This window comes from Pseudoalteromonas sp. SWXJZ94C, from assembly GCF_015864385.1.
Taxonomy (GTDB): Bacteria; Pseudomonadota; Gammaproteobacteria; order Enterobacterales; family Alteromonadaceae; genus Pseudoalteromonas.
In genome coordinates, this window is the sequence record NZ_JADYXF010000076.1 from 1 (window position 1) to 11318 (window position 11318).

General features: G+C 34.6%; 13 protein-coding genes. 12 read left to right on the plus strand and 1 reads right to left on the minus strand.

From position 1 onward, the window contains the following. Positions 1 to 259 precede the first annotated feature (259 nt). From I6F65_RS20160 to I6F65_RS20185, 6 genes are all read left to right on the plus strand, one after another. The gene (locus I6F65_RS20160; RefSeq protein WP_197114611.1) at positions 260 to 973 is read left to right on the plus strand and encodes a hypothetical protein; all 714 of its coding nucleotides are present in this window, start codon (positions 260 to 262) and stop codon (positions 971 to 973) included. A 270-nt stretch (positions 974 to 1243) separates the two neighbouring features. Next, positions 1244 to 1969: a hypothetical protein gene (locus tag I6F65_RS20165; protein ID WP_197114613.1), complete on the plus strand. Its 726-nt coding sequence runs from the start codon at positions 1244 to 1246 to the stop codon at positions 1967 to 1969. 107 nt (positions 1970 to 2076) lie between these two features. After that, on the plus strand, positions 2077 to 2670 hold the full coding sequence (locus tag I6F65_RS20170; protein ID WP_197114614.1) for a hypothetical protein: 594 nt from the start codon (positions 2077 to 2079) through the stop codon (positions 2668 to 2670). 353 nt (positions 2671 to 3023) lie between these two features. Next, positions 3024 to 3290: a hypothetical protein gene (locus tag I6F65_RS20175; RefSeq protein WP_166113535.1), complete on the plus strand. Its 267-nt coding sequence runs from the start codon at positions 3024 to 3026 to the stop codon at positions 3288 to 3290. Between the two features lie 225 nt (positions 3291 to 3515). Continuing rightward, positions 3516 to 4031: a DUF6795 domain-containing protein gene (locus I6F65_RS20180; protein ID WP_166113538.1), complete on the plus strand. Its 516-nt coding sequence runs from the start codon at positions 3516 to 3518 to the stop codon at positions 4029 to 4031. Between the two features lie 27 nt (positions 4032 to 4058). After that, positions 4059 to 5225: a lipase family protein gene (locus I6F65_RS20185; RefSeq protein ID WP_166113542.1), complete on the plus strand. Its 1167-nt coding sequence runs from the start codon at positions 4059 to 4061 to the stop codon at positions 5223 to 5225. 76 nt (positions 5226 to 5301) lie between these two features. On the opposite strand, the gene soxR is transcribed toward I6F65_RS20185, so the two are convergent. Further along, positions 5302 to 5769, minus strand: a complete 468-nt coding sequence (soxR, locus tag I6F65_RS20190; RefSeq protein ID WP_197114616.1) for a redox-sensitive transcriptional activator SoxR — start codon at positions 5767 to 5769, stop codon at positions 5302 to 5304. Positions 5770 to 6068: 299 nt separating this feature from the next. On the opposite strand from soxR, the gene I6F65_RS20195 reads away from it, so the two are divergent. The 6 genes from I6F65_RS20195 (at position 6069) to I6F65_RS20220 (ending at position 11162) form a co-directional block, all read left to right on the plus strand. Next, a complete protein-coding gene (locus tag I6F65_RS20195; RefSeq protein WP_197114624.1) occupies positions 6069 to 6524 on the plus strand; it encodes a flavodoxin family protein in 456 nt (151 codons plus the stop codon). Positions 6525 to 6628: 104 nt separating this feature from the next. Then, complete coding sequence (locus I6F65_RS20200; protein WP_166113550.1) at positions 6629 to 7144, plus strand: DsrE family protein; 516 nt, start codon at positions 6629 to 6631, stop codon at positions 7142 to 7144. An 11-nt stretch (positions 7145 to 7155) separates the two neighbouring features. Then, a complete protein-coding gene (locus I6F65_RS20205; protein WP_197114618.1) occupies positions 7156 to 7782 on the plus strand; it encodes an SGNH/GDSL hydrolase family protein in 627 nt (208 codons plus the stop codon). A gap of 141 nt (positions 7783 to 7923) precedes the next feature. After that, positions 7924 to 9462 carry an EAL domain-containing protein gene (locus I6F65_RS20210; protein WP_197114620.1) on the plus strand — a complete coding sequence of 513 codons (1539 nt, stop codon included), beginning with the start codon at positions 7924 to 7926 and terminating at the stop codon, positions 9460 to 9462. Between the two features lie 61 nt (positions 9463 to 9523). Next, positions 9524 to 10045: a hypothetical protein gene (locus I6F65_RS20215; RefSeq protein ID WP_197114622.1), complete on the plus strand. Its 522-nt coding sequence runs from the start codon at positions 9524 to 9526 to the stop codon at positions 10043 to 10045. Between the two features lie 427 nt (positions 10046 to 10472). Beyond that, a complete protein-coding gene (locus I6F65_RS20220) occupies positions 10473 to 11162 on the plus strand; it encodes a LuxR C-terminal-related transcriptional regulator (protein WP_166113604.1) in 690 nt (229 codons plus the stop codon). The last annotated feature ends 156 nt before the right edge of the window (positions 11163 to 11318 follow it).

Here is an 11318-nt window from a genome sequence, read left to right on the forward strand (position 1 = left end):
TTCCATGTCGCGTCTGTTAACATTAATCTTGGCATGAGGGTTCGGTGTAACGTTTTTTAGCGAATTCAATTATACCTCATCCTCATGCTGTTTGTTTTTTATACCGCAAAGATCAACACGCCCTAGGCTAATTAACCGTTTTCCTAATTTTAATCGTCACATTAAGGCAAATGATTTTGAAAAAGCAGCACTTGAATGTTCACGAACGGATGTTAGTGCTGAAAGAAATACTTATGTTAAAAACTTATTAGGAAAATAAATGAAGACTTTATATATATCTATTCTAATCAGCTTGAGCTTTGGTTGTGTTGCCACCTCAAAAATAGAACCTACATTTATAAAAAAAAATAGCACATATGCTTTTTTTGATGAGCAAATTAGTTTAACGCAAGCTAAAGATTTCTCAAACTTAGACACAAAAACATGGTCTTATGAATTTGAGTTGAAATCATCTGAGGGCAAGTATGAGGAAGTTGAAACATGTGAAGCATTAACAGAAAAAATAAAAAATGGATATCGAGCTTTTATATACTCTGAACAAGAAGTTACAAATGCAAGAAAACTCACGTGTGAGACATGGCGAATTATGAGTAAACTAACTTTTTCAGATGTTTCGTATTTAAGAGACTTTGAACATAACTTGAATTTACCAAAGAAAATGCCTCCAGAGCTGTCTTTAATTATTTCAAAAGATGATGAGCGTAATTTAGCAAAAGCAAATAACTGGGAAGAAATGAGTCATGTTAAAAAGGTAGAGCCATTAAATAAAGACCAAGCTATTTATTATGATAACGCCGGCGGTATTCAAAGTTTAACAGTTATGGCAAAAGGCGATTATAACAACGACGGCATTGAAGATATGGTCTTGTATATGATCAATGGTGTAGAAGGTGGAAGTTACGGCTCTACTTATGGCTATGTGGTAACACGACTAGCTGCCGATGCACCTTATACGTTAATTAAGCAGTTTTAATTTTTTAAGAAAAATAACATTAACACCCACTTTTAATTGTGGGTGTTGATTTGCTGCTAACAAGATGTACTTAAACAACATGGCACTAAAGAGAAGACGCTTTGATGCCAGCAATATTTAATTTAGGGATGCCTAAACTTAAAGACACTTCCCCTAATTTTACAGGCACATGAAAGCTCACAGTGTTAAAAAAGCGGCTATTGAATCAAATAGGAAAGACGTATCGGCTGAGCGTAATACTTATGTCCGCAACTTACTTTTGAGCGCAAAATGATTAAAAATACACTGTTACTCGCTTTAACTATTATATTGAGCACAGCATGTGCGAATATTGCAGGCAATGAAATAGCGCCCACATATAACCTAAAGAGCAATACTAGAGGATTGTTTATAGACCCAATAACCTCTGACAGTTTAGAGCAGGTTAATATGCTATTGGATAAACAATGGTATTTTACAGAAGTACTTACTCTTAATGGTAAGCCTGATATGGATGTTAATAGCTGTAAAACATTGTCTAAAGCGACGATGGAAAACTATAAAAGTACAAGTTATCAGACTAAATCTATACTAAAGACATTTAAAAAAACGTGTTCGACTTGGCACGATATGGGGCTGTTAACGCCTTCAAAAGAAAGCTTTTTAAGCTCATTTAAGCACGGTTTAGCATTACCGAAACAAATGCCGTCTGAGCTCGCCTTAATTATTTCGAATGATGATGAGCGTCGCTTAGCAAAAGCGAGTAGCTGGGAAGAAATGAGCCACATTAAAAAAGTGGAACCTGTAAATGACGGCCAAGCGATGTATTATGACAACAGTGGCGGTATTCAAAGGTTAACGATAATGGCGAAAGGCGATTATAACCAAGATGGTATTGAAGATATCATTTTGCGTATGTCAAATTCGGTAAAAGGAGGAAGTTATTCTTCTTCTTATAGTTATATTGTGACACGACTAGCCGCCGATGCACCTTATACGTTAATTAAGCAGTTTTAATCACCCAAAGAGTAAAGCAAAAATTAGCATTACAATAGTCGCTGTTGATAACCCTTGTAAGTTAACACATTTTTAAATACTACCTTTTTGCAGGGAACTTACTTTTTATGGCTGTTGTTAAAACTTATCAATTCGATATTTATAAAAACTTTAAATTCAGATGGTTCAATAAAATGACAAAGTTTGTATTGAGCGTTTTATTTTTATGTAGCTGTTTTTTTTATTCATATGCAAGTCCTCTTTTTCCTGAACATGATATAAATGATCCTACATTATCGAAAAATGTCGTTGGGATGCAGTGTCGAAAGAGCCTTATGTACGCACCAGATAAACTTGAGAGTTGGTGTGAAAAATCTTACAAAATGGGTGACTGGCAAGCTTTACGATTGATTGGTGTACATACAGGCGATGGTTCTAGGTATGTAGCAGAAGCAACAAGGCGCGCTGATAATGGAGAACTATCAGCAATTTCTTCGTTAGCTTGGATTTATTACTCAGGTAATTTTGTACCAGTTGATTACCCTAAAGCAATTAGTCTTTATGAAGAATACATAAATAGATTGAACAACCAGTATAGAAATGGAATGAATAAAGCACACAAGAGGCTCCATTCAATATATCAAGAGTTAGGTAATGTAAAAGAGGCTGAAAAGCATAAACGCTATCTTGATGAAAACGATGATACAAAGGCAAATAAATAGCCGTTAAAGGTCGCATAAAAATAGCTGTGACACTCATCTAAATTTTGTTTAGTTAAGTTAGGTGTTTAATTTAGTTTTCTCTTCCTAGTTTTAACAAGCATATAAAAGCCCCAGCTTTAAAAAGCAGCTATTCAATCAAATAGAAAAAATGTATTTTCATGCTTTTGCCCTGAGCTGAACCGACTTTTTGAGATTGATGATTTTTAGCTTTTGTTTGTAATTAATGAGTGAACTTGATTTATTATTGCTTTTTAATGGCTTGAAAGTTATGTGCAATTAGTTACTATAGAGCATTAATTACTTAGATGGAGCTATAAATGGTCTTTGCAACTAAAGGCTAAATAGAAATTACAATGGAAGAAATAAAACAAAAATCTTTAATTGACCTCGTTAACGAAATTTATCAAGACTTAACATTGATAGAAGAACATCAAAAACTAATTGAGCCTATGCTTACAGAGCTTGTTGCTGATGCCCCAGAGGGATTTAAAAGCATGGCAACGATGATAAACACGCACATATCGAATAGTTTTGAGTTTAAAAGCCCCAAAGTACAAAAATTTGAGATTGAATCTGGTTTAATGAAACTTAATACGTATGTAAAAAAAGCTAAGGAATAAATAACTACTTGAAAAGCATGCTTTGATTTTCGTGAGTAAAGTGTGCTCATATCACAAATAATTTGCAATTTAGGTACATTTAATTAAGAATGAATTTCTGGCTGAAATTTAACCTATTTTTAAATGCTTCAAAAATGTATTTTTATAATACTATTATTTAAATATTAACTTTGAATAGTAGCCTATGTTATTTGCTAGTAAATAGACTTAGGAGGCATTGCTACTTTGTTATCATTAAGTTTAAAAAAATTGTTATTGGTAATAGCGTCTATTACCGTTATTTTTACTACACCACAGGCTTTTGCAAATATGTTTGGCTTTTTTGATAAGCAGGAATTTGTTTTATCAGCACCTGTTAAAGGGCAGCTTTTAAATGAAGGGCAGCCGGTTGCAGACACTAAAGTAATTAGATCTTTGACCTATGGCGATGAATACTTAGACGAGACAATTACAGACAGCAATGGAAATTTTTCTTTTGCTGAAAAAATAATTAAAACCTCAAAGCCTTCAAATATGTTTGATAATGGATCATTGATCCAGCACATATACCTAGAAAATGGTACGCCGGAAGGGGTTGTATTGTGGGCAGTTAGAGTAACTCTACATGAACAAAGCAACACATTAAAAAGGCTACTTGCAAATTTAGTGTGTGAGATCTCTAAAGAGCCTCAAACATTCGATATACCTATTGAAGAAGATACTAGCCATACCTACGCAATTTATACGTCATGTAAACTTTAATTTTTATGATCATTTAAAGGGAAATTTATGAGTACTTTAACACCTACCCAAGCTGTTCAATTAGCATCTCTAGCCTATGACGCCAAAGATATGAAAAGCACTAAATTCATAAATGGGCTTTTGCATTCCTCTTTACGTAAAAACTTTAGTTTTTCAGTTAGCGAAGATGCGATACAAGGTGTATCTGGCGGCTTTTTTTCACACCTACTTAATTTAAGTACTGGCTTTGCATTAGTTGGGCATGGGAAAGGTGATTTTGAAGGCGACTCTGTTATCACAATACGCGGTACTGCTTCTCTTCGTGATGGTTTAACCGATGGAAACTTTGGTTTAAGCGGTGGAGCAAACGGCAGTATGGTACATGCTGGGTTTAATAAAACATTTAATACGATGAAGCAGGCTCTAAAGGATTTTGTTGCTGATAATCTCAAAAATAAAGTGAATGGTTGTGTGCATGTTGTAGGACATAGTTTAGGTGGTGCACTTGCTGCATTGACTGCTGACTGGATAAAAGCTACTTATGGTTTAGAAGTTAAACTTTATACATTTGGTTGTCCTCGTGTTGGCTTAGAACCTTTCTCGAGAGCGACAACATCAAGATTAGATAAAATATACCGCTGTACTCATGGCGCAGATCCGGTAACAAAAGTTCCTTTATGGCCTTTTTCTCATGCGCCTTATAATGGACAAGAAATTCGTTTAGACAATGGTCAAGGTATTAAAGGTGCTGCTCATAAACTGAAGGGTAGCCCAGGTTACATGAATACTGCTAACAGCAACGACTGGAACAATTTAACGGTTAAAGCTAATCACTTTTTAAGTACACCTGTAAGATTAAAATTTGAAGACCGAAATCAAGCATCGTTTGGCTCTCTGTGGACCGATAAGCTTAACGCGGCGCTTATTACGTTATTAAAAGATGCTGGTTATTACAGCGCAGTAGCGGCGCAAGCTGCCGTTGGTACAAGCTTAACATTTTACGATATGCTGTCGCGAACTGTAACCGAAATAGCACAGGCTTCAGCTTCGTTTGCAGCTCAAACGTGGGGCTTGTTAGGGCATATGCTAGCGTTTGTAGGTAAAGTAATTGTAAAAACGGTTGAGCTAACATACAGCTTTATCAGAAGCGTATTTGATGACACTGTAAAAGCATTATACCGCGCTGCTAGAGACGGTCTTAATGGTTTAGATTAAACATATATTATAGGTTGTTACTATTTATTGGTGTGCTTTAAAGCGGCTAATAAGTAGTAACGCCAGAAGTTTCTACTTATAAATTACTCCTATTTAACAATACTGCACCGCTTTGTTTATCCCCTAAATGATCATCTTTATTATAAATAGGGCAGCTTTTAAGCGATAGGCAGCCACAACCAATACAACTATTTACTTTGTCTCGTAAACGTTGCATATAAGCAATGCGTTCGTCTAGCTGTGCTTGCCATCGCTTTGAAAGCGCTGACCAATCTTGTTTTGTAGGAGTGCGATTTTCGGGCAAAGTGGCAAGGGTGTTTTTAATTTCATCCAGTGTTATCCCCATTGCTTGAGCTGCTTTGATAACAGCTATTCGGCGAAGTACGTCAGGTTTGTAGCGACGTTGGTTGCCGCTGTTTCGGCAGCTCCTGATCAAATTTTTCGTTTCGTAAAAATGTAAAGTCGATACTTTTACGCCACTTCTTTTTGCTACATATCCAACAGTAAGATTTGCATCAATTAGCTTTTTTTGATCCGTATTCATTATTTAATCCTTTAGGTCATAAACTCTAGTTGACCTCAATATAACTTGAGGTTTTAAGCTTCTTCCTACATTAAAAAAGGAGTTAGTTAAATGCAACAAAAACTTAAGTACAGTACTGTAATTATTTAACCTGAACTCTGGTTAAGAGATTTGCTAACATATTGAATCATAGTGATATTTGAATTTATTTTCTCTAGCCAGAGATTTTCAGTGAAAACAAGGCGAATTTACGCGTCAATAGCTGGTCTATTGCAAGTTAATTCAACGCAGTTAGCGCTGAAAATAGCTGCTTGAGATAGATTTATTATCCAGAGTTTAGGTTTATTTATTCAAGCGCAAGAAAAAACGGCAATACTACAGCCCATGTTAATAGCTTTGTTGAGCAAAATGATGTGCGTGTAATTTGTCTTGATGATTATAAAATTGCGCCATATTGTTACGATAAAAAACACAAAGATGATGATTTTTACACGGTATTTGAGTCACTATTAAATTATGAGCATTGGGTTTTTGCATCACCCGTTTATTGGTATAACACTACAGTACAAATGAAGTCGTTTATAGATCGGATCACCGACTACATGGACGACGAGAGTTTAAAGCCGAAGCTGCGGAGTTTACGAAAAAAGCAGTTTTCAATATTATCAAATGCCTCATCTGTTGAGGCACCAGATATTTTTATAGATATGTTTAAACGTACTTTTAATTACTTAGGAATGACGTTTTTAAATCATTCGCATAAGTCATATCCATAAAAGGTAAATAATGGCTGCATGGTGCGTTGCTTAATGGGCTTAACTTCTGCTAATTTATAACTAACCTAATGTAGGTTAATAATTTTAAAACACAGGACTGTTTTATGAAATATTTAATGTTTGCATCTGCTTTATTACTAAGCCCACTATCAAGTGCTAGTGAGCCTGTTATCACAGGTTTTGGCAATTTTTATAATGTACCCGAACACGTGACAATTAGCGATTCTACAACATTTAAAATTGCGTTTGATGTAGATAAAGCGGCAAAAGAAGGTGAGCAAAATAATGCTATGAATTCACTAGCACGCTTTATTAATATGCATGTAGCGCACGGTGTAAAGCCTGAAAATATTCAACTAGCATTAGTTGTACACGGTAGTGCAAGCGTTGATGTACTTGCTAATAGCGAATATAAAAAGCGCTTTAAAACCGATAACAAAAACCAAAGTTTAATTAAGCAATTACTTACTAACAACACAGTGGTTTATGTGTGTGGACAGTCGGCTACACATTATAAAGTTGCTCCTGAACAATTGATTGATGGGGTGCAAATGTCGCTTTCGGCAATGACCGCGCATGCGCAATTGCAACAACAGGGTTATACGCTTAACCCGTTTTAATGACCTAATAAATGATAAAAAATATTTTATGCTTTGGTGATTCAAATACCTGGGGTTTAAACCCACAAACAGGTAAGCGTTTTGACGATAGTATTCGTTGGAGCGCGCTGTTAGCAACTAAGTTAGGCTCGGCTTTTAAAGTTATAGAGGCTGGGCAACCTAACCGAACTTTAGTAAATCATCCGCCGTTTAATGGTTTAGTTTTGGGTGTAAGTTATTTAAAGCCTTATTTAGAAAAGTACCCGCTCGACGTAATCATTATTGCGCTTGGGACAAACGATCTCAAAAAGCGTTTTAACTTAGCTCCAGTTCAAATAGCCCAAGGGCTTGATGACTTAATTGGTGATATTAAATATTTTTACGGTGTTAGTAATCATCCTAAAATTATTGTTCTTGCTCCTGCCTATGTTAAGTGTGTAGGTGCGTATAAACATGTTTATGAGGGAAGTGAGCATAAAAACCATTCAATGAGTGAACACTTTAAACGTGTTGCATTAAATGCAGGTGCACTCTTTTTTGATCTACAAAGTGTTGTGAGCGTGTCTTTAATTGATGGGGTTCATATTTGCAGTAAAGGGCACAGTAAAGTTGCAGATGTGGTTTTTAAGATAATGAGCAAAGATATTGTTTTAGCTTAATTTCTCGTTTAAAAGTATGTCCCTAAAAACTATTTACTCGTGATTTTTTATGCTTTGTTATGTACTTATTTGCATTTAAAAATAGTTGTGCAATTATAAAGTGTAATCAACAGAATATGCTGTTTAGTCTATAAGGATATAATGAAAAAGTACCCGCAAAAATCATTAATCGCAATATTAACCGGAGTGTTGGTTTTTGTAATAGGAAGTTTAATCCTGTTGTATTTTGCTGGTCATAAATTAGCTTCCACAATTAATGCTGATGCGAAACATATTATCAAGCACATAGATGCCGCAGTGCTAGAAAGCAGCCGAATTCTTATCCCACTAAACAAACTTAATTTTACTCAGTGTGACGATTTAAATTTACTCGAAATGCGACGCGCATTATTTGATGCTAAATACGTAATAGATATTGGTTTTTTCGAAAATGATAAATTAGTTTGTACCACGGGCGTTGGCATATTAGAAAAGCCAATAGATGATAAAGAGCCTGATTTTATTCGCCCTGTTAGTGGTGCTAGGGTGCGTTTTGACCCAAAGCTTCCTTTATTGCTTTTTAATGGGCGCGAAATACAGGTAGTGATCGTTCGCCAAAAAGACTATAACTTAATTATGCATACAGCGGTTTTTGATGATGGCATAGTTACAGCTCCTCGGTGGGAAGCTACTTATAAAGTACAAAATACGTTACACCATTTAGCGGGCAGTAATGGTCTGTACGATGAAATAATGAACCACCATCAACTTCCTTTTGAAACCAAGCTGAAGTGCAGCGATATTAGTGCAGATTACTGTGTTGCGGTTCATACTCCATGGAGTCGGTTTTTTGCAGATAATCAGTTTTTATTGATTATTTCATTAATTTTGAATTGTTTAGCCGGTGTATCAAGTGCGTTAATGGTTGAATTTCAAATTTCTGCGCGCCGCTCTACACGAGTTCGAGTACGTAAAGGGTTAAGCAAAAGCTCTTTTTACTGGACTTACCAACCTATAATTTGTTTGCAAACAGGTAAAATTGTAGGCTGTGAGGTGCTTGCTCGCTTTGAAGATAAATATGGTCCACTTTTCCCTGATCAATTTATTCCACTGATACGAAAAAATAATTTAACGTGGTCGTTTACAGAGGTAATGATTGCGAAAGTGCTTGAAGAACTAACAGCACTTGAAGCTTTACCTAAAGACTTTAAAGTGTCGTTAAATATATTTCCATGTGATGTAGAGCTAGGTAACGTATCACTTTTAACACAAATACCAGAGCTCACTCATTCTCGATTCACTATTTGCCTTGAAATTACCGAAGATGAATACCTAGATACTAAAATTGCTCATACACATTTTAAAACATTAGTTGAATCAGGTTTTAACTTGTCGTTAGATGATTTTGGTACAGGTTACTCTAACTTAAAAAACTTACAAAACTTGAGTTTTCACCAGCTAAAAATAGACCGCACATTTGTACAAGATATAGCAACTGAGGGTCTAAAGGCTTCTATGATCCCTAATATTATGGAGCTTGTGCATAAGTTTAACTACACTTGTGTGGCCGAAGGGATTGAAACGAGTGAGCAAGAAGCCATTTTAAAAACAGCGGGTGTGCATTACGGGCAAGGTTGGAAATACGGACGACCAATGACTGTTGATAAATTTAAAAAATATTTAACAAAGCAGACATTTTAGATCTCTATTTATATATTAAACGTACTTATATGATACTTATAAAAATATTAGGGCTTTTGTTATGATCAAATCAATTTTAAGCGTTTTTGTACTATTGCTACTTAGTGCATGTACATCTCAGTACCCAAACCAACAAGTAATAGGTAAACAATTTCCAAGCATTAGTGGTGAAAGCTTAGAGCAAAACGTAGTAACTATACCCAGTGATTTTAAAGCAGATAAAACCTTACTATTAATTGGTTACAAGCAAGATAGTCAGTTTGATATAGACCGCTGGTTAATTGGTTTAGATATGGCAGGCGTTACGCTTCCTACTTACGAGTTACCTACTATTGCAGGTATGGCGCCACGTATGTTTAGCACATTCATAGATAGCGGTATGCGCAAAGGTATTCCTAAAGAGCTATGGGGCGGGGTAATCACTATTTATAAAGATGGTGAAGCGGTGCAAAAATTTACAGGTAACCAAAGCCCAAACAATTCTCGAGTTGTGCTTATAAATAGCAGTGGTGAAATTTTATATTTTTACGATCGCGGCTTTTCAGTTAATGCACTAAACAAATTAAAAGCGAACATTGAATAACAGGAAAAGATACTCAATGCTTGTTATATGTTTATTTAAGTTATTTAAGTTATTTAAGTTATTTAAGTTATTTAATTTGCTCAATTTATATTCAGACAATTTTCATATCTGACTATTAAATTTTAAATATTTTAAAATATACTTGGTTTATTTGATTAATAATTGAGTGGATTAAATTTTTTAGTAAGTTAGCTATTAAGGGCGTAGTAGTTAAAGCTAAATAAAGCAAGTTTTTATATGTAAATAATTTGGTGGTTTAATCTTTTTTTTTGTATTATAAAGTGGTTTTTAAAATTTAATTATATATATTTAATTTTGTTTACCTCTGTAAGTATGAGAATTAACAATAGTATTTTAATACTAAAGTTAGATTGTAAGTTTTTTGTAATTTAGGTAATGTAAGGGCAGTATTTCAAGGACGAGATTTATGCCAAAGCCACTTTCAGTATTCGTTAAAACTACCTTTAAATCACACCCACACTCTGAAAATTATGTCGCTATTCTAAAAACGCTTCAAGCTCTTTTTGGTGATATAAAAATGGATGATGCCTTACCCAAAGCTGAAGAACGCTTACAATACGATTTGTTTCTAATTGATGGATTTAACAATAATTGGCAAGACCTCATTCCTGCAGATTTAATATTTTTAGCCAAAAAAAGTAATATTGTAATATTTAACGTTGATAAAAAAGCAGTATGTGAAAAAAACTTATTACTTAACCATTTTAATGGTGTGTTTTATAAAACAGATGCACATGAAGATATATTTAAAGGTCTAGTTAGAATTAGCGCGGGTGAATTATGGTTTACTCGTAAAGTTATTTCAAAAGCATTTAGTGATATTCTGTCCGTTGCGGCCTCGTTTAATAGTTTGCATGAAGATATAGAATTAAAACAAGATGATTATAATCATTTAACTAAAAGAGAAAGATCGGTTATTCACCTTATTGCGCAAGGAGCAAGTAATAACAAGATTGCCGATAAATTAAACATTAGTGATCACACAGTAAAAACTCATTTATATAGCGCATTTAAAAAAACTAATTCACGTAATAGAGTGGAGTTAGCTAATTGGGCGCAGCGATACATTTCGGTGTTACTGCCAATGGAAAAATAAAACTTAAAAATGCAAATATAAAAAAGGCTACTTTAAAGTCAGGGCAAGAGCATGAAAAAACACTATAAATTCAATACCTTTTCAAGATAAGCTGTACTGCGCATCGCTTTCTTCTGCTTTGCTGGCATACCTTTACTAAAACTGGTTTCAGCCTTT

Coding starts and splice junctions, on each gene's coding strand:
- I6F65_RS20160 (WP_197114611.1), top strand. CDS start 260: ATGAAGACTTTATATATATCTATTCTAATCAGCTTGAGCTTTGGTTGT.
- I6F65_RS20165 (WP_197114613.1), top strand. CDS start 1,244: ATGATTAAAAATACACTGTTACTCGCTTTAACTATTATATTGAGCACA.
- I6F65_RS20170 (WP_197114614.1), top strand. CDS start 2,077: ATGGCTGTTGTTAAAACTTATCAATTCGATATTTATAAAAACTTTAAA.
- I6F65_RS20175 (WP_166113535.1), top strand. CDS start 3,024: ATGGAAGAAATAAAACAAAAATCTTTAATTGACCTCGTTAACGAAATT.
- I6F65_RS20185 (WP_166113542.1), top strand. CDS start 4,059: ATGAGTACTTTAACACCTACCCAAGCTGTTCAATTAGCATCTCTAGCC.
- soxR (WP_197114616.1), bottom strand. CDS start 5,769: ATGAATACGGATCAAAAAAAGCTAATTGATGCAAATCTTACTGTTGGA.
- I6F65_RS20200 (WP_166113550.1), top strand. CDS start 6,629: ATGAAATATTTAATGTTTGCATCTGCTTTATTACTAAGCCCACTATCA.
- I6F65_RS20205 (WP_197114618.1), top strand. CDS start 7,156: ATGATAAAAAATATTTTATGCTTTGGTGATTCAAATACCTGGGGTTTA.
- I6F65_RS20210 (WP_197114620.1), top strand. CDS start 7,924: ATGAAAAAGTACCCGCAAAAATCATTAATCGCAATATTAACCGGAGTG.
- I6F65_RS20215 (WP_197114622.1), top strand. CDS start 9,524: ATGATCAAATCAATTTTAAGCGTTTTTGTACTATTGCTACTTAGTGCA.
- I6F65_RS20220 (WP_166113604.1), top strand. CDS start 10,473: ATGCCAAAGCCACTTTCAGTATTCGTTAAAACTACCTTTAAATCACAC.